Annotated in this window: 18 protein-coding genes; 2 read left to right on the top strand and 16 right to left on the bottom strand. The window is 47.6% G+C overall.

Annotated elements, in window-relative coordinates:
- The first annotated feature begins 61 nt into the window (after positions 1-61).
- Together DCC85_RS06955 and DCC85_RS06950 are read left to right on the top strand one after the other, a co-directional pair.
- A complete protein-coding gene (locus tag DCC85_RS06955) occupies positions 62-472 on the top strand; it encodes a hypothetical protein (RefSeq protein WP_108464925.1) in 411 nt (136 codons plus the stop codon).
- Positions 469-1536 carry a phosphodiester glycosidase family protein gene (locus DCC85_RS06950; protein ID WP_108464924.1) on the top strand — a complete coding sequence of 356 codons (1068 nt, stop codon included), beginning with the start codon at positions 469-471 and terminating at the stop codon, positions 1534-1536. The genes DCC85_RS06955 and DCC85_RS06950 overlap by 4 nt, the downstream gene beginning before the upstream one ends.
- A gap of 90 nt (positions 1537-1626) precedes the next feature.
- On the opposite strand, the gene DCC85_RS06945 is transcribed toward DCC85_RS06950, so the two are convergent.
- The 16 genes from DCC85_RS06945 to DCC85_RS06870 form a co-directional block, all read right to left on the bottom strand.
- The gene (locus tag DCC85_RS06945; RefSeq protein ID WP_108464923.1) at positions 1627-1881 is read right to left on the bottom strand and encodes an AbrB/MazE/SpoVT family DNA-binding domain-containing protein; all 255 of its coding nucleotides are present in this window, start codon (positions 1879-1881) and stop codon (positions 1627-1629) included.
- Positions 1882-2002: 121 nt separating this feature from the next.
- A complete protein-coding gene (gene trmL / locus DCC85_RS06940) occupies positions 2003-2467 on the bottom strand; it encodes a tRNA (uridine(34)/cytosine(34)/5-carboxymethylaminomethyluridine(34)-2'-O)-methyltransferase TrmL (protein WP_108464922.1) in 465 nt (154 codons plus the stop codon).
- A gap of 118 nt (positions 2468-2585) precedes the next feature.
- Complete coding sequence (gene serC, locus DCC85_RS06935; RefSeq protein WP_108464921.1) at positions 2586-3677, bottom strand: 3-phosphoserine/phosphohydroxythreonine transaminase; 1092 nt, start codon at positions 3675-3677, stop codon at positions 2586-2588.
- 418 nt (positions 3678-4095) lie between these two features.
- Complete coding sequence (gene glnA / locus DCC85_RS06930; protein ID WP_108464920.1) at positions 4096-5520, bottom strand: type I glutamate--ammonia ligase; 1425 nt, start codon at positions 5518-5520, stop codon at positions 4096-4098.
- Between the two features lie 261 nt (positions 5521-5781).
- On the bottom strand, positions 5782-6825 hold the full coding sequence (aroF, locus tag DCC85_RS06925; RefSeq protein ID WP_108464919.1) for a 3-deoxy-7-phosphoheptulonate synthase: 1044 nt from the start codon (positions 6823-6825) through the stop codon (positions 5782-5784).
- A 232-nt stretch (positions 6826-7057) separates the two neighbouring features.
- A complete protein-coding gene (locus DCC85_RS06920; protein WP_108464918.1) occupies positions 7058-8812 on the bottom strand; it encodes an ATP-binding protein in 1755 nt (584 codons plus the stop codon).
- 48 nt (positions 8813-8860) lie between these two features.
- Entirely contained in the window at positions 8861-9922 is a 1062-nt protein-coding gene (locus tag DCC85_RS06915) for a cobalamin B12-binding domain-containing protein (protein ID WP_108464917.1), read from the bottom strand.
- 199 nt (positions 9923-10121) lie between these two features.
- Positions 10122-11081 (bottom strand): 4-hydroxy-3-methylbut-2-enyl diphosphate reductase, encoded by a 960-nt coding sequence (locus DCC85_RS06910; RefSeq protein ID WP_108467764.1) that lies wholly within the window; start codon positions 11079-11081, stop codon positions 10122-10124.
- 79 nt (positions 11082-11160) lie between these two features.
- Complete coding sequence (locus tag DCC85_RS06905; protein WP_108464916.1) at positions 11161-12630, bottom strand: sensor histidine kinase; 1470 nt, start codon at positions 12628-12630, stop codon at positions 11161-11163.
- 3 nt (positions 12631-12633) lie between these two features.
- The gene (locus DCC85_RS06900; RefSeq protein WP_108464915.1) at positions 12634-13323 is read right to left on the bottom strand and encodes a response regulator transcription factor; all 690 of its coding nucleotides are present in this window, start codon (positions 13321-13323) and stop codon (positions 12634-12636) included.
- A 116-nt stretch (positions 13324-13439) separates the two neighbouring features.
- Positions 13440-15131, bottom strand: coding sequence for a S1C family serine protease (locus DCC85_RS06895; RefSeq protein WP_108464914.1), 1692 nt, complete (start codon positions 15129-15131; stop codon positions 13440-13442).
- A 144-nt stretch (positions 15132-15275) separates the two neighbouring features.
- The gene (locus DCC85_RS06890; protein ID WP_108464913.1) at positions 15276-15935 is read right to left on the bottom strand and encodes a response regulator; all 660 of its coding nucleotides are present in this window, start codon (positions 15933-15935) and stop codon (positions 15276-15278) included.
- Complete coding sequence (locus DCC85_RS06885; RefSeq protein ID WP_234414376.1) at positions 15932-16957, bottom strand: sensor histidine kinase; 1026 nt, start codon at positions 16955-16957, stop codon at positions 15932-15934. Before DCC85_RS06885 ends, DCC85_RS06890 begins: the two co-directional genes overlap by 4 nt.
- Before the next feature lie 17 nt (positions 16958-16974).
- Positions 16975-17907, bottom strand: coding sequence for a cell wall-active antibiotics response protein LiaF (liaF, locus tag DCC85_RS06880; RefSeq protein ID WP_108464912.1), 933 nt, complete (start codon positions 17905-17907; stop codon positions 16975-16977).
- Positions 17908-18106: 199 nt separating this feature from the next.
- Complete coding sequence (locus DCC85_RS06875; RefSeq protein ID WP_108464911.1) at positions 18107-18406, bottom strand: hypothetical protein; 300 nt, start codon at positions 18404-18406, stop codon at positions 18107-18109.
- A 92-nt stretch (positions 18407-18498) separates the two neighbouring features.
- A complete protein-coding gene (locus tag DCC85_RS06870; protein WP_325048405.1) occupies positions 18499-19203 on the bottom strand; it encodes a 3D domain-containing protein in 705 nt (234 codons plus the stop codon).
- Positions 19204-19253: the final 50 nt, after the last annotated feature.

Here is a 19253-nt window from a genome sequence, read left to right as displayed (position 1 = left end):
ATAAATAGACGCATGATAGAATGTAGTCTGGTAAAAAATTAGGAATGACCGAGGTGATAATATGCCTTACGATACGGAGCCTGTTCCTGCAGCTTCGGCTCCTCGCAACGAGAGAAATCGCCGTCCTTCCGTGAAAGCTTTCCTTGTCTTATGGGTACTGCTGATTTGCGCCGGTATTGCTGCCGCTTATGGTTACAGCCAGCATATGAAGAAGTCCATGCTACATGAGCTTGATGTGAAGTGGCAGGCTCAAGCAGCTGCTATGAGAGCCGATTACGGGGCCCAGCTCTCCGCCTTGAATGAAGATGTTGCCCTCCTGCAGAGCAAGGTGGATTCTTTGAATGAGCTGCTAACCTTTACGAAGGATAATGCAAGCAATAAGACCGATAACAGCAACAAACTCTATACACAGCTAAGTGAAGTGAAGAAGCAGCTGGCGGAGCTGCAGAAGAAGATGGATTTGTTAAAATGAACCTACAAGTCAAACAAGTAAACCGGTTCTTCTTGCTCGCGACCGCTCCTTTCTTCGGTCTTCTCCTGGTGCTCTGGATCAGCAGCAGTCAGCTTAACTGGAACAGCGCAGCTCCTAAAGTTGTGCCTGATGTAGACATTAAGGAACGCACTCGCATGGTGACAGAAGGACTGTCTCAGGCGGAGCAAACGGCCAAGCAGGCGGTTTCTTCCATACGCAAAACTACAGCTCTTTACATGCAGACCACAAAGGCTATGAGTGACATTGTGAAGACCACAGCGGCACAAGCCGCTAGACCGGAGACTATTTATAACAAGCGTATTACCTCCAAATTAGGCGTTCCTGTAGAGTATGTTCAGTCCGATAATATCCGCATTGAGCTGTATAAGATGAACCCGGGAACGTACCGCGGCTATGCCATGAAAGTTAAACTGAAGAATCCTAAAGCCATGAAGATGGTCCTGGGCAAGGACAAGCTGGGCGGTGCGGAGACTACGCTTGCGGCCGTCAAACGCCACGGAGCCGTGGCCGGGATTAACGCCGGCGGCTTTGCGGATGCGGGAGGCAGCAGGTACCCGCTCAGCACCACTGTGATGAACGGTAAGTATGTAGTGGGCTTTGAACCCAGCTATAAGGACTTAAGCTTTGTGGGGATTAGTGAGAGCGGCAAACTTATTGGCGGTAAATTTTACAGCAAGCAGGATCTCGACCGGTATAAGCCCGCCTTTGGAGCAAGTTTTGTGCCCGTCCTGCTTAAGAACGGCAGCAAGACTGTCATTCCCGACAAATGGAAGCAATCCCCCTACCGTGCTCCAAGAACGGTTATCGGGAACTATAAGGATGATCAGCTAATTATTCTGGTGGTGGATGGCTACAATGAAGGCGGAACATCCGGAGCAACACTTGAAGAGCTGCAGAACAAAATGGTGAATATGGGGGTAGTGGATGCTTATAATTTAGATGGAGGAGGCTCTACATCGTTGATCCTTAATGGTAGAGTCGTAAATCATCCTTCCGATGGCGCCCTTCGCCCCGTTCCAACGCACTTTTTATTCTATAAATAATAGAACTAAAGAAAGAGCACCCCACATGAGGGTGCTCTTGGTTTATCTCCTTAACGACCAGTATGTAGGTTCACAGTTTGTCGGCTGTAATTAACCGTATTGGGGTAGCTGAGTCATTTCTGATAAACATTGTTTGCAAATCATACGTTCTTTAAATTCATTTACTTCTTCCATGGATCCGCAAAATACACATTTTGGCCGATAACGTTCCAAAATAATGTGGTCCCCCTGAACCAAAATTTCGACAGGATCCCCCTCGTTCATTTGATATCGCTTGCGAAGCGACTTGGGCAATACAATTCTACCCAGTTGATCCACTTTGCGGACCACACCAGCAGGTTTCATGATAAAAGACACCTCTCCCAAAAAAGTTAGCAAAAAGCGGAAATACTTTAATTTATATATTTCGCGATAAATGTCTCGAATCCTGCCGGATTTTAATATTTTTTGTAAACTTTCAGAATAATTAAGTCATATTCGGAAAATTAAGCTGCCGGAGCGCTTCATATACGACAATTGCTGCCGAATTAGACAAATTCAAGGAGCGTACCTTGTCAGTCATAGGCATCTTCATGGCGGTTTCCCGGTTAGCAGCAATCAATTCAGGCGGCAATCCCTTCGTTTCTTTTCCGAATACAAGAAAATCCCCATCTTGGAACTGAAAATCATGATAGTATTTGTCGGCTTTTGTCGTAGCATAAAAATAACGTCCTTCAGGATACAACTCCTGCAATTCTGCAAAAGAGTCATGGTATTCAATATGAACAGCGTACCAGTAATCCAAGCCAGCCCGTTTTAATGTCGCATCATCTGTCCGGAAGCCAAGCGGTCTTACCAAATGCAGATGAGTTCCCGTGGCAGCACAAGTACGTGCAATATTTCCGGTATTCGCCGGAATCTCAGGTTCAACCAAAACAATATGCAATGCCATATTCTTAACACCTCTTCATTAAGTTAGCGGCTAAGCTGCGCTTTTCTATTATATCAGCTTATCCTGAAAAAGCAGATAAAACCCTCCCACTGATCGTGGAAGGGCTATGATTTCTACCTTATTTGCTGTATTTACCGTGAAAATGCTTCATAAAGTCAACCAGTGCTTGGATGCTTGCAAGAGGAACCGCATTATAAATCGAAGCACGAAGTCCTCCAACGCTGCGGTGACCTTTAAGACCGACAAAGCCCTCTTGTTCCGCCGCTTTGATGAACTCCTTCTCAAGTTCCTCAGACGCCAGACGGAAAGTAACGTTCATTTCTGAACGGCTAGCTTGATCTACGCAGCCCCGGAAGAAGCCCTCACTATCATCAATAGTATCATAGAGCAGCTGAGCCTTCTCATGATTCTTCTGCTGCACGCCGCTTAAGTTCCCCTGCTCCTCAATCCATTTCAGCACTTCATTCACCATATAAATGGAGAAGGAAGGCGGTGTGTTGTATAGGGAGTTATTACTGGCATGCGTGTCATACCGGAAGATAGTTGGCAGATGCTCTGGAGAAGATGACACCAGCTCCTCCCTTGCGATCACTACGGTCACGCCCGATGGTCCAAGATTCTTCTGCGCGCCCGCATATATCATGCCGAACTGGGTCAAATCAAAAGGACGGGACAAGATATCACTGGACATATCTGCAATAAGCGGAACCTTCCCTGTATCAGGAAAGCTCTTAAACTGGGTGCCCTCAATCGTCTCATTAGATGTTACATGGAGATATGCAGCATTATCGGGCAGTTCCAGCCGGCTGAGATCCGGTACCGACATATACTTCTGTTCTTCTGACGATGCGGCCACAAAAGTGCTGCCTACGAGCTTCGCTTCTTTTAGCGCTTTATTCGCCCAACTGCCTGTTCGGACATATCCGGCCGTCTTGCCTTCGGTCAGGAGATTCAATGGAATCATAGCGAATTGTGTCGAGGCACCGCCTTGCAGAAATAACACCTTGTACCCCTGAGGATTGCCAAACAAACTGAGCAAGCGGGCCTGAGCCTCATGATGAACCTCTTCGTAAACCTTGCCGCGATGAGACATTTCCATAATGGACATCCCTGTCCCTTTGAAATCCACGAACTCTGCCTGTGCGCGCTCCAACACCTCTAAGGGCAGCGCCGCAGGACCTGCATTAAAGTTATAAGCTCTCTTACTCAAGTGTTTCTCCCATCCTCTCTCACGCAAATTTTAGCAAATTATATAGAATGAACTAAAGAAATGAATGCCATAGGCCTTATTGCGCCGTTATACAGGAAGGTAAACACATAACTTTAGTTCAATCTATGCAGATTAACAGAACTGCACTGCTGCAAATTGAACAACCGGGCTTCGATAGACCCTAATAGTTAGGCTTAATCATAGCAACAAACCTCAAATCCAGCAAGTTGATTTAAGTAGTTCAATTAACATTTTGCAGAATTGACACATTAATGCTTTATTGTGAGCAAGTGATCCCGTAAAAGGAAGCACCTCTTACTGAAATGATCGGATAACCCCAAAAAAGGGGTATTCCAATCTCATAAGAGGTGCGATACATGAATTATAAAAGAACGTCCTTTGGACTTAACCTTTGATCTTACAGATCAAAGTACAGGCTGTATTCATGCGGATGAACTCTTGTAGATACCGATCTAGCTTCATTGCGCTTGAATTCGATGAAGTTCTTAATGAAAGATTCTGTAAATACGCCGCCTTCAGTCAGGAAGCCACAGTCTGCTTCGAGAGCGTCCAAAGCCTCTTCCAGAGATCCAGGTACGCTGCGGATGTTCTTCTTCTCTTCATCAGACAATTCATAGATATTCTTGTCAAACGGTCCGTAGCCTTCTTTGGTAGGATCAATCTTGCGCTTAATGCCGTCAAGGCCGGCCATCAGCATTGCAGAGAATGCAAGGTACGGATTAGCTGTGGAATCCGGTGTACGGAACTCGATCCGGCATCCTTTTGGTGTTACTGCAGCGACTGGAATTCGAACTGCTGCAGAACGGTTCCCTTTGGAGTATACCAGGTTTACTGGCGCTTCATAGCCAGGTACAAGACGTTTGAATGAGTTCGTGCTCGGATTCGTAAATGCGATCAGTGCAGGGGCATGATACAGAATGCCGCCGATATAATGCAGCGCCATTTCGCTTAGGTTAGCATAGGCACCTTTCTCATAGAACAGAGGCGTGTCCCCGTTAAAAATGGACTGGTGAACGTGCATGCCGCTGCCGTTATCTCCGAACAAAGGCTTAGGCATAAAGGTTGCTGTCTTGCCATACTTCTGTGCTGTGTTCTGAACGATATATTTGTAAACCATCAAGTTATCGGCTGTCTTCACTAATGTATCAAAACGGAAGTTGATTTCCGCTTGTCCTGCAGTAGCTACCTCGTGATGGTGACGTTCAACGCGAAGACCCACTTCTTCAAGCAAACGGCACATTTCACTTCTTAGATCCTGACCTTTATCCGTAGGCGCAACCGGCACATAGCCGCCCTTCACAGGGACCTTAAATCCAAGATTGGCACCGTCTTCGTCACGGCCGGAGTTCCAGCTCGCTTCATCCGAATTCACAGAATAGAAAGAACGGTTCATACCGCTCTCGAAGCGGACATCGTCAAAAATGAAGAATTCCGATTCAGGTGCGAAGTTCGCATGAGTACCCACACCGCTATCTTGCAGATATTTCTCAGCACGAGCTGCAATGCTGCGCGGATCGCGTTCATAACGTTCACCTTCAGGTGTATAGATGTCGCAAAGGACGTTAAGTGTTGGATGAGCCGTAAACGGATCAACGAAAACGGAGCCATGATCTGGCATCATTACCATATCGGATTCTTCAATTCCACGGAATCCTGGAATCGACGAACCGTCAAAGGCTACCCCATTCACAAAAGTCTCCTCATCCACCTCTTTGGCAGGCAGAGTAATATGATGGGAACGACCGCTCAAGTCGACAAAACGGAAGTCCACCCACTCAATTTGTTGTTCTTGAATCATTTTCAAAACCTGCTGTGCCGACATCCTCATTTCCTCCCAATCACGAACATTAAAGCGTCTTGCTACGATTAACGTTCATACTTTAATTTTATGTTGTCGTCATTATAAATCCATGTTCCTGCTATCGTCAATAGTTATGTAAGGTATTTTTATAATGCAATGTTAGGTATTATCACATTATGTACAAGGTTTTTCCAGAAAGCCAATATACCCTTCCAGCCCCGCTGGAAGGGTTAATAGATGCTCTCTAGGATTGTAGTAGTGAACAAGCTGCTGCCGTAAGGATTAACTTTCCAGAACCAAGCTTGGGGAATCAAAGCGACGCCCTACAATAGGTGCCAGCTTCTCCAAATCCTTGAGCAGTCTGGCAAACTGATCAGGGAATAAAGATTGAACACCATCCCCAGTCATAGAATTATCCGGGTCCGTATGCATTTCAATGATTAAGCCGTCTGCACCAGCAGCCACAGATGCTTTGGACATAGGCTCTACCAGCTCTCTGCGTCCCGTCCCGTGACTTGGATCGGAGATAACCGGAAGATGGCTCAGCTGCTGAAGAGCAGGAATGGCCGAAAGATCGAGCGTATTGCGGGTATAAGTTTCAAAAGTGCGAATCCCCCGCTCACATAGCATCACATCCGGATTGCCCCCGGCAAGAATATATTCGGCAGCATTAAGCAGCTCGTCATAGGTCGCACTAAATCCCCGTTTAAGCAGCACAGGACGGCCACAGCTTCCCAGCTTACGGAGGAGGTCAAAATTCTGCATGTTCCGTGTGCCTACTTGCAGAATATCGGCATACTCTGCGCAAATGTCTACATATTCGGGTGTCATAACCTCTGTAATCGTCAGCAAGCCGTGCTTCTTGCCTGCTTCAGCCATCATAATAAGCCCTTCTACACCTACGCCCTGGAAGCTGTAAGGTCCGGTTCTCGGCTTAAAAGCCCCCCCGCGTAATATCTGCCCGCCAGCCGCTTTCACCAACCGTGCTATTTCATCAATCTGTTCCGGTGACTCCACCGCACAGGGACCGCCCATGACAACCAGCTGATCGCCGCCAATTTCTACATCTCCTACCCGAATCACCGTATTCTCCGGATGAAAGTCCCGGCTAGCCAGTTTATAAGACTTTGAAATTTTGACAACCTGCTCTACATCCTTCAGTTGTCTTAGATGCTCCGCAAGCTTAGGTTCAATCCTGCCGATTAATCCAATTACCGTCCGGTCACTGCCCCGGGAGACATGGGTTTGAACTCCTTCCCGCTCAATCACTTGAACGATCTCTTGAATTCTGTCTTCCGACACCTTGGATGATGTAATCACGATCATAATTCTACTTCCTTTCTATAATGACAGAATATATTTAGGCTAATATCTATTACACTTAAACGCTTTTAAGCTTTTATGCTTTTATCCAATAAAGCAACTATACCAAATTGCCCTTCTCTCGTCAAGCGCAAATATACCTGCAGTGCTCCGTTCCCCTTCTTTTAGCTTAATCACTAAAATAGGAGGATTTTCGCTCTGCAGGTATATTTATTAACACTTCCACTTAAGCTTGTTATAAATACTCCTCTAATGCCGTGCAGGAGTCTTCATAAATTTGCTCAATCTGCTTCATCAAAAAGGGATCTGCTACATTCTCTCGCTTCGCTTGCCGTTCAATCTCTTCAAAGAGCGAGGCAAGATAGGCCATTCCCATACTTAGGCTGCCCGATTTCAAGCTGTGAGCCGTTGATGCCAGTGCCGTATAATCGTATGAGCCGCTTAATCTCTTTAGCTCAGCCAGCTTCTGGGGAGTTTCCTCTCTGAACAGCTCCAATAGGGTCTGCAGAATCGAAGCGTCCCCATGGTCGCTCAGGTCCAGCAATTCACTCACCGTTTGCAGGTTAAGAAGACTGCTTGCGTCTTTGTTCGTCGCCATCCAGCTTGCAAGCATATGATGAAGAGCTTCGAGCGTCACCGGCTTCGCAATATAATCGTCCATACCGGCATCCAGACATTTCTGCCGATCGCCCACCATAGCATTCGCTGTCATCGCTATAATGGGAATCCGAGACTTGCCTTCCTCCTGCTCCCGCCTTCTGATCTCCCGAGTCGCTTCCAATCCATCTATCTCCGGCATCTGATTATCCATCAGAATCAATCGGTGTTCACCTTCAAATCTTGCAGCTATAGCTTCCCTGCCATTCTCCGCAACGGTCACTTGCTCAATTCCAAGCTTCTTCAGCTGCAAAAGGATGACCTGACGGTTGATCGGATTATCCTCGGCCAGCAGCAGCTTCTGCCCGCCGGGTAACAATCCTGGCTGTCTAGCGATTTGTGCAGAGTCATCGGTAGCTACAAGCTCCTCTTGCTGCTCTTCCCCCTCCACAACTTCGGATTCTTCCACTGCACTATGGGTCTTTGAATTATCCTTCAGGAGCGTAATCTCCACCCAGAAAGTAGACCCTGCTCCTTCTATACTATTCACACCGATGGCTCCAGCCATAAGTTCAATCATAGATTTACAGATGGACAGCCCTAAACCCGTTCCTTCATATTGTCCACGCGAGGCAATCTCGGCTTGGACGAATGGCTTGAACAGCTTAGACTGATTCTCTGCCGAGATACCAATTCCCGTATCCTGCACCTCTATGCGCAGCTGCTGGGCCTCTTCCATATCCTGAAGCACTGTAATGCTGACCTCTACCTTTCCACCTTGGGTGAATTTTACTGCATTTCCGGTAAGGTTAAGCAATACCTGAGTAAGCCTTTGGGAATCTCCTTGAAGCAGATGGAGAGAAGGATCCAGCCTCATGACCAGCTTATTCTTATTATGAGTTGCCCTAAATTCAAGCAGGCCAAACACTTGCCGAAGAACGGATGGGAGATGAACCTGACCCATCTCCAGCTTCATTTGCCCGGCTTCAATTTTGGATAGATCCAGTATGTTATTAATTAAGTGCAGCAAGAGCAGAGTCGAATTCCGAATGATATCCAGCGACCTGTGCTGATCCGCGTCAAGCTCCGTAAGGGATAGCAGCTCCGCCATTCCAATGATCCCATTCATGGGTGTTCGCAGCTCATGGCTCATGGAAGCTATAAATGAACTTTTCTGCAAATTCGCAAGGTCCGCTTCCTTCCGCGCCTCCGCCAGCTCAGCATTGCTCTTGGCAAGCATTCGCTGTAGTGTGACCAATTCATTATTCATGGATGAAAATTCCGAAAGAACTCTTTCTTCATATTCCTTGCTGCGAATAATTTCATCCGAGAGATGTTCAATCGTCTTTCTTAATACCAAAACCTCTCCTATGGGTTCACGTGCCTCTTTCATCGTTACGCCTCCTTTTTTTGGCGTCTTTAGAGGAACTGCAATTCACCCTCAAGCAGAGACAAGACGGTTAGCCGTCTCCAGCGCTTCCTCCGCATTTGGTGCATAACCGTCTGCCCCTACCTCCATCCATAAACTCGGGTCTATATTGAACGGTAAACCGCCTACGATGATTTTCACATTCTGACAAGCCGGGTCACGCCTGATCTCAGCAATCAAGTCACGTACCAGATGCACATGATAGGTCATCGTTGCCGATATCGCTACCAAGCCTGCCTTCTGCTGACCAATAGTCTGAACGAGACTGCGGCTCGGAACGTTGGCTCCAAGATAATAGGTATTCCACCCTTCCATCTCAAAAAAATCTGTGAGCATACGAAGCCCAATCTCGTGAAGCTCATTCCCCACACAAGCAGCTACCATGCTATACTTTTTTCCTGCCTTGCCTTGTATCCAATAAGGATACAGCCTGGACACAATCGACTGCGTAACAGCGGTGCAAAAGTGCTCCTGAGCCACGTTAATCGTACCGAGCTGCCACAGCCGTCCGATTTCGTACTGAGTGGGCTGAAATATGAACATATAGATGGATTGAACAGGGACCTCGTCCTTGACTAGCTTCTCTATCTTTTCCCATGCCCTATTGCGATCGCCATTCAGCAGTGCCTGCAAATAAGCATGAGCTTCGGCCAACAGCGGGTTGTCTTCCAGCAGATAGGTTGGCAGGTCCTCCACTGCCTCCAATTGGCTCATTCCAATCTCTAAATGATGCAGGATCAGGGATTTATCCGAATGATAGAAGTGCTTCTTCAACACATCGTGCATAATCCTTAGGTTCAAGCTAAGATCCTCATCTGACACCTTATATCCCTTTAACAGAATCTTAAGCCAGGAGATATAATGCAGAAATAGTGCAGGACTGTTCATCAACACACTCTCAGCGAGATACCTTAGACTGTATAGCGAATCTTGAATCGTACGTATTTTGCCCATTTGTCCAAAGCGGTCCTGCAGCTCAGGATTAAGCTCATACTGCCTGTCAGAAATCTTCACGGCTAAATCTTCAGCCTGCTCAAGCAGCTTGTCTCCTACAGAAGTGTCTGTCATCTCCATTTTGCTCACAAGCCCCCTGATTCTCCGAGGTCTATCTCTATATTCATTGATAACCCAATTGATATCTTATATAAAAACAAAAAGGGACACCTGTATTTCCAGGCGTTCCCTATCATTATACATTACTTTATTAGACCATAGGAGATTTTACATAAAAATGTTAATTTAATGCGAATGATGTCTTGTATCCAGTCTAAATTCATTGCGGTGTATTCGTAGTCTTCACCTTAACCGGCGGCAATAGCTTCTTCATATTAACCGTTCTCCGCTTCTCCCACGTATCCGGATCAGCAGGGTCATACTGCTCTAAATAAGCAATAACTTCCTTCGTAATTGGCGTAGGCGTCGAAGCCCCGGAGGTTACAGCAACTCGGGTAACATCCTTCAGCCACTCTGTCTGGAGCTCTGTAATGTCGGCGATTCTATAAGCCTTGACCCCTGCGATCTCTTCGGAGACTTGGGCAAGACGATTGGAGTTATTGCTGCGGGGATCTCCCACCACAATTACGAGCTCCGCCTGACCGGCCTGCTCAGCAACAGCCTCTTGACGTACTTGGGTTGCAAGGCAAATTTCGTTGTGCACTTCTGCTCCCGGGAATTTCTCAAGCAGCTTCTTCATAATGTGCTTAATATCCCATTGACTCATGGTCGTCTGGTTGGTGATAATCACCTTTCCAGCTGGGATATGGAGGCTCTCGATCTCTTCCTCTTTCTCAATCAGGTGCACATGATCTGGAGCAATCCCTACCGCACCTTCCGGTTCGGGATGTCCTTTCTTCCCGATATAAATAACCTCAAATCCGTCCTCCACCTTCTCCTTGATGAGAACATGGGTCTTCGTCACATCTGGACAGGTTGCATCGACGGTGGTGAGCCCTTTCTCTCTGGCAATACGCCGAACCTCTGGGGATACTCCATGAGCGGTAAATATAACCGTTCCCTTATCCACCTTATCCAAGATATCAAGGCGGTTCGGCCCGTCAAGCGTAATGATGCCTTCATCCTCGAAGGAATGCGTGACATGACTGTTGTGCACAATCATGCCCAATATATAGATAGGCCGGGGCAGATCCAGATTTGCGGCAGCCTGGCGCGCAAGCACCATTGCATCCACCACACCATAACAGTATCCACGCGGCGAAATTTTAACAACTTCCATGGGCTTAATCCCGCCTTCCTTGTTCCCCATTAAATTAAGCAATTCATTCTCGAAGAGGGAACACTTCAATTATTATACCTTATTCGGGCAAGGCATGAAAGATTGCAGGCAGCCAGATAATGAAGGTTGTCCCCTCGTCTTTGCGGGTCAATACCTCCACCGATCCCTGATGCTCGTCAATAATCCACTTGGCAATGGACAAGCCAAGTCCCGTTCCTGGCGTAACGCCGCGTGACTGATCCGCACGATAGAAGCGTTCGAAGATATAAGGCACTTCACTGCGGTCCATCCCAATTCCCGTATCAGCAATTCTGATGCCGATCTGGTTCGCATTAAACATTGCGTCAATGGTAACGCTTCCTGATGGCGTATATTTGAAGGCATTTTCAATAAAAATAAACAGCATCTGCTGCAAATACTCCTTGTTCCCGTGAACAAATACCCCTTGCAGCATGCTCAGATCCCCCTGTATCCATTCTGCATTTCTCGGCAGGAACTGTGCCCTCCTCACCACTTCATCAACAAGAGGGTTGAGTTCAATCGTCGAGAGTTCTATGGTCTGACCTGCATCAGCACGAGCCAACGACAGCATATCATTGACCAAGCGGCTCATTCGTTTGGACTCATCAGCAATATCACTCACAGCTTCGATAGACAGCTGCTTGATACTCTCCTCATCCATTCTCTTGGCCGTTTCGGTCGATCCGCTCCATACCTTCTTCAACAGATCAACATTACCCCTGATGGTGGTCAGCGGGGTTCTCAGCTCATGAGAAGCATCGGATACAAAGCGGCGCTGAGCCGCATAGGCCTCTTCAAGATCTTTATAGAACACCTCTGTCCGCGCCAGCATGCCGTTCACCGTACCGATTAACCTGCCGATCTCATCCGGCGGCCCGTCATAATCGATTCGCACACTCAGATCATTCCCTGTACGAATTTGCTCGGCGGCGTTAATCACCTTGCCGATCGGACTCATTGATTTCCGGGCAAGGAACAAGCCGAATGTAGAAGCTACAATTAGAGTGGCAAATGTACCGAACAGCAGCACTGTTCGCATCTGATCCATGATACGGTCTTCGGCAGCTGTATTGGTCGCGAGCTGAATTAATCCTATGATCGTAGTCGTTCCATTTACATTCAATGTAATCGGTACCTGAAGAACGCTGTAAGAGGTTCCATTGGTCTTGTAGGTCACGAATTTAGAGTCGGTACCAACCTCCTCCAGGCTAGGGACAGGGAACGCCAAATTCCGGTTCAGCATCCCTTGAGAGACTGTGGTCATATTGGTAACATAATTGGTATTCTGCCAGAAAATCCGCGCATCCTCCAGCCTGATCCTCTGAGCCGTGTCCAGCTGCAGGTCCCAGCCCTGGGTGATCGTTAAATTCTGAGACTGCCTTATCTGGAGCGCTTGCTCCATAACCTTCTTCCTAACTTCCGTATAAATATTATACCGGACAACTGAGTAGATGGTAGCGCCGAACAGAATGAGCGTTACGCAAAGAATCCCCGTATACCAAGCTGTCAGCCTCAATCTGATCGACATTTTTTAAGATTCTCCTCTCAGAATATACCCGGCACCGCGGATGGTCTGGATAATCCGCTTGCCACCATGCTCCTCTGTTTTTTGACGCAGCATAGCCACGTATACTTCCAAAACATTTGATTCTCCGCTATAGTCGTAACCCCAGATCTTGTCCATAATCAGATCCCGGGTTAAGAGACGCTTGGGATTCTGCATGAACAGATGCAATAGCTCGAACTCTTTCGCCGTCAGCTCCAGCCGCTTCCCTCCGCGTATAACCTCACGAGAATCCAAATCCATTACGACATCTTCAAAGATCAGCCGCTGACCAGCCTCTTCTCCGCCGCTCTCCTTGCGGCGCAGTAACGCACGAACCCTTGCTAATAACTCTTCCAAGGCAAACGGCTTGACCACATAATCATCTGCACCGATATCCAGTCCCTTCACTCGGTTCTCTACCTCATCCTTGGCCGTCAGCATAAGAATGGGGACTGTGCTTCCTCCCTCCCGAAGCCTGCGGCACACCTCAAAGCCATCAATCTTCGGCATCATCACGTCCAATACCACCAAGTCAGGGTCGGCGGTCAACATCATTTGCAAGCCTTCCGCCCCATTGTTCGCGGTATATACATCATATCCTTCAAATGCCAAGCCCCTGCGAAGCATCGAGGTTATTTTCTCATCATCGTCAATGACCAATATTCCGGATCGCATAATCCTTCTCCTTTTCCGAAATGATATTATCCTTGCCGGATATGTAAGAAGCGGTAGGGAAAATTCCCTGCCGCTTCATTATGCCTTAATTCACTGGTTGTTCGCCAGTCTCGGTATTATTGCTGTGTCGTCTGTGTCTGGAAATCGTTTTTGTTGCCAATTGTTACAGACAAATCCATCTTCTTACCATTGCGGATAATGTTCAAGGTTACCTTATCACCGACTTTTTGTTTTTGAATAAAGGCGATAAGTTCCTGATTGGTTGAGTAGCTCTGTCCATTAGCACCCGTAATAATGTCATACGGACGAAGGTCGGCATTGTAGGCAGGGGATTTGTACATTACTTCTACCACCAAGGAGCCTTCTGTTACATCCGTACCCATTTGTTTGGAAACCTCCGGAGTCACTGTCTGCAGCGTTGCCCCGATAAACGGCTCTGGAGTGGCCGGAATTGCTTCATTATTCTTCAGCTTGTCGAGTACTTCGGTAATCGTGCTGGTTGGAATCGCAAATCCAATGCCTTGAGCATCGGAGCTGACCGCAACGTTAATCCCGATCACTTCACCGTTCAAGTTCAGAAGTGGTCCGCCGGAGTTACCTGGGTTAATAGAAGCATCGGTTTGCAGCAGGTCTTTATACTTGCGGTCCTTCTCACCGTTCTCCCCAGCAATGGTAATTTCCCGTCCCTTTGCGCTGAGTACACCGCTGGTTACCGTGTGATCAAAGCCTTGAGGGTTACCGATGGCTACCATCCATTCCCCTACCTGACTATTATTGGAATCCCCGAGTGGAATAGAAGGGAAGCTGCTGCTACCATTGATCTTCAGAACAGCCAAGTCCAAATCATAGCTCTTACCCAGCACCTTGGCCTCGTAAGGTTTAGTGGTTCCCTGTACAGTAACCTGTACTACATCCGCTCCGTGAACTACGTGTTCATTGGTTAAGATATATCCCTCTTTGTCAAAAATAAAGCCGGAGCCAAGGCCTGTTGGAACCAGTTGGCTTGAGGAGCTTCCGCTGCCGCTGTTACCACTGTTTCCGCTATTGCCACTACCGTTGTTGCCCCCGCCGTTGCTGCCGCCAAAGTAGTTATCTCCGAAGAAATACTTGTAGAACGGATCACTATCAAAAGTGCTGCCCCCGCTGCTGGAGGACTGGCCGCTGGATTTGGACAAAGTCTCGATTTGCACCACTGCAGGTCCAGCCTGTTTGACCACGGTCGTTACATCGCCCGGATTCGAAATTGGCAAGGCCGCCGTGGTTGCAGAGCTCTTTGTTGATTGGGTATTAGCCGTATCCACGCTCGAAGTTAGAACAGCAGCTGTGGTAGCCGCCTTGCCGCCCGTAAAGATATTCTCATGATCTGCATAAGCCATAGCGCCAGTCATGATGACCATTCCTGCCAGGACACCGGCAATGATCGATTTTACTCCGGATTTCGGCTTGCGGTTATACTGCCAGTTCCCCGGGTTCTTTCCCGAATCATTCCCATGGCCCTGGCCCCCGTTTCCGCCTTGATCTGCTTGACCAAATCCCTCTTTGTTCGAAGGGCGAACCGGGTAGCTGGTCGGCATCGGACGTACCGGTTCAGGAGGAGTAATCTCTACATTTTCAGATGGAAAAGGCGTACTATGATTGTCTCTCTCTTCATTCATGTCGTTAGTATTCCGCTCCTTCGGATCCCGATCGAACGATTGGAAAGATCCGTACGAATAATAATATGAAGAACCTTGATTCTCCGATTTATTGAGTTCTCTATTCTCATCCTCACCAAAGGGCTCACTTGTCTTTTTGTTTTGATCATCCATTGTCATGGCCTCCTTATCCCTGTTTATAAGGGTTGTTTAACTTGTTGTCTATATTTTCTACTATAAACCTTAAACATACCTTAAAAACAATTAAAAAGGAGATAAGAAAGTCCATCCCTTGCTATTATCAGCATATATATAGGTTCAGCGTGTAACCCAGCCTTGCCGATGAGCGTAAATGGCAAGCTGTGTCCGATCCTCCAGCTCGCATTTCATCAGGAGGTTGCTGACATGAGTCTTGACGGTTTTGATGCTAATATGCAGCTCTTCTCCAATATCTTTATTGTTTTTTCCTTCAGCAATTAGCAGCAGTACCTCCCTCTCGCGTTCGGTAAGCCCTGAATCTTCGCCTTGCACTGTACGCTGACGAATTCCCCGCGTAAGAGCCTGCGCAACGTCTCCGGTCATAACCGGCATACCGCGATAGGCCCCTTGGAGAGCATAAATAAGCTCTTCTGCCGATACAGTCTTCAGCACATAGCTCACAGCCCCGGCCTCGATAGCCTCCACAACGAGATCATCTTCAAGAAAGCTGGTCAGAATCACAATTTTTAGCTCAGGATAGAGGGCAAGAATCTCCCTGGTGGCTTCAGCCCCGTTCATCACCGGCATCATCAAATCCATAAGCAGAATATCCGGATGCTCATCCCGAGACTGTTCCTTTAGCATCTTCAGTGCCAGCGAGCCATCTCCCGCCTCAGCGATAACCTCAAAGCTCGGGTCCAGCATCAAATATGTTTTCAGCCCCATTCGAACCATATCATGATCGTCCACAATCATTACTTTGATTCTCGTGTCATTCATTGGTCTTCCCCCTTCATGCCATCCTCAAACTTAGGTATATGTATGCGGATGGTCGTTCCCGCTCCAGGGTTACTGATAATTTCAGCTTGCCCTCCCAGCTTCTCGGCCCGTTCTCGCATTGTCGTGAGTCCATAGGACCCCTGCTTGGGCAAGGAAGAACTGAAGCCCTGCCCGTCATCGCTCACGCTTAACACCACCTGCCTTGGACCCTCCCGCAAAGAAAGGCTGACAAGGCGCGCCCCGGAATGCTTCACAATATTCGCCATCGCCTCCTGAATAATCAGGAACAGCTGGTGTTCAATGGCTTCGGATAGCTTGCCTTCAAGATCAAGATCCTTCATTCCCTTTAGTCCGTTCTGTCGGCAATAATCCGGGAACCATTGATCAAGCGCTTCAGCTAGCGATTTGCCCACCAGCTCCATCGGACGCAGCTGGGCAATTAGTGCCCTCATCTGCTTCTGGGCGGTATTAGACATTTGAATGAGCTGCTGCATGACCTGCTTGCCCTGCTCCTCATTAAGCTCCAGCATCTTCGGCAGCGAAGATGCTGCCATATGAACAGCAAAAAGCTGCTGGCTGACTGTGTCATGCAGATCACGAGCCAGCCGCCGCCGTTCCTCAAGCACCGCCTTCTCGGCAGCCTGTTCTTTCTCGATGACCTCTTTTTCACCCAACTGCTGAAGCAGTCTCATCTTTTTCTCCACCGCTTCAATCATCGTATTAAATTCCCCATATACTCCTGCAAAGGTCTGGTCTGGCGTATTGGGCATTCGAACGCCCAGGTTCCCCTTAGCTACCTGCAGCATATTGAGATGAAGCAAATCAATTCTTCGCTGAATACGCTGTCCGGCAATATAGCCAATAACTAAAGTAAAGATCAGAACGCCGACCACATAATAAATCCACATCCTGGCGTCCTTGACTACGATGTACCCAGCTTCACAGCCTGCATAAAAAGCGCCTGCCGTAACAATTCCCGTAAGAAGGAAATAGCTGAGAAGCTCCCACTTGGTATTCTTCATCACCTTCAGCATCATAATTAACCTACCGAGTTGACGCGAACGTCGCCAACAAACACGCTAACATTCAGCTTGACTCTCTTGCTTGCTTCAGAGTAATACGGAGTCTGAGATACACAGCTGCTCATAAAGCCGCCCTGCTTCTCCTTTAAGACTTTCATATCTCCGATAAGGGAGCTGGACGTTACCGTTATCCCCAAATCCATGTCCTCAGGAATGAACACCTTCACATCACCTATAAAAGCAGAGACGTTGATTTTGGTCTCCCCATAGGGAATCTGCGCTTTGGTCAGGTCAATAATGGTATCGCCGATAAAATGGGAAATGTTCATAGGCTTAAGCTGAAAATAGTCCTTACCGATCCTAACATCACCTATAAAGCCGGATCTGTTGATCTTTTCGTTATCATGGACATAGGTTGTATCAAATTTGGGACGGCTGTATTCTGATTTATGCTTAGGTTCGTGCTCTTGCTTTTGCTTCTCTTCCGGGAAAGTCTGCTCGAACACTTCATCTAAATTAGACTTGATCTCCGGATGTTGATAAGGAGGAATCTCCGCTTCTTCCAGCGGCCCTGGCGGATCATAATGCTTGTCAGGTCGTCCATTCCGCTGCCTTGGCTTTAATAGCACATACAGACCGCCAACAATTAAGAGAATCGGGGCCGCAAACCGAATCATCTCACCCATCGACAGATCAATCAGATTGAGATTTCTTGCTTGAAAATACCCACCGATTGCCAAAATAATGAACCCGCTGAGTAAGCCCCCTCCATTCTTGCTGCTGATGCTCAACTGTGAAATTCCGACAAAAATGATGAACATAGGCCAGAATGTTGAGATTAGATAACTTAAGCTCGTATTGATAATCCCCATCATATTGAGCAGGAGGATTCCGCCGATACCAAGAAGCAGCAGCCCCCCAAAAATTCGTCCCCCAAAGCCTCTTTTCATTTTTTCGCCTCCACATCGCTTTCTGTGTTCTTGATTATCAGTTTACCCGATAGCCAATCTTTCGCATAGCGGCGCGGGATTGAAATTCATCTCCGCCTCAAGACCGAGTTGTGTGGAAAAATAATACAAAAAAACAGGATGCCCTCGAATGAAGGACATCCTGTTCCCTTGAAGCTAGCGCGAAATCTACAGATTATGATTAGCGCTTGTTGTTTTGTGACGATTGGATTTTCTTCTGTACGGGATTACCGCTCAATTCGGAAAATTCCTCGTCGTACTTCTCGTTAGGTGTTTTGAAGCCAGTATGCGTGCTGCCCGCTTGATGAGAAGCTTGCGCTTTTTGAGTCACCGGGTTTGCGCTCAAGTCAGCAAATTCCTCATCGTACTTCTCATTAGGTGTTTTATAATTTCTTGGGGCCGCATTTGCACCTGCTCCTGTTGCACCTGCTCCTGTTGCACCTACGCCTGCACCTGGACCTTGAAAGTTATTACCTTTCATCACTTGCACCTCCCGGATTATTCTAGGGAGTCCATCGCTGGGCCTCCATCAATTATTATGCGAAGACCTGCGGACTCCTATGCGAACCGGGACTAGATGCTCCTCTCCCAATTTCTGTCCGGAAGCTCTTTATTAACTTCAACCGCTCTTCCAAGCTCTTTCAGCATAGCTTCCGTCAGTTTCCCGCTGCCGCGCTTGACGATACGGACCTCGACTTCCTTCTTACCCCATTCCTTAAAAACCTGTTTGGTTGTCGAGAAATATAGATCGATTTTATGTCCTTTGATCGCTGAACCTTTATCTGCTACAACACCGTACCCGTACCCGGGAATATAGAGTATCGTCCCGAGCGGAAAAACCTTCAGATCCGCAGCGATTGTGGAGACAGCATCCTTATCTCGTTTAACCTTAACCCCAGAATAGGTAATGCCATACTGTGGGTGATTTGGCCGCTTTCCAGTAGACTCGTACCCTGCTGTATATCCTGTAGCTAGCACTTTTACCGTATCGGCTTTTGCGGCGGCTTTATGAAGCTTTGGCCAAGCTTGACGGGCCCCCAAAACCAGAATGGGCTTGGCGAAGGTCTTCCTGTTCGTCATTAGCCGATCTTGATGGTTTGCGGGCTGGATGGATCCAGGAAGCCGAAATGAAAACACTCCTGCCGACCCTAAGCTCTGTGATTTATCATCCTGTTCAATTGGACTCGCATGGATTAGGCTTGCTTCGGCAATGGCACTAAGTAACAAAGCAAGCGTAATGGTGAACCATAATTTTCGATTTAACATAAATTGGCGCATGTATAAACCTCCCCCTTACTTCGCAGGGTGTCCACATGCGCCATAATTTA

Origin of the sequence: Paenibacillus sp. CAA11 (genome assembly GCF_003060825.1) — a bacterium.
GTDB lineage: Bacteria > Bacillota > Bacilli > Paenibacillales > Paenibacillaceae > Fontibacillus.
The sequence above is the reverse complement of the archived record's forward strand: the minus strand, read 5'-3'. Positions and strand labels throughout refer to the sequence as shown.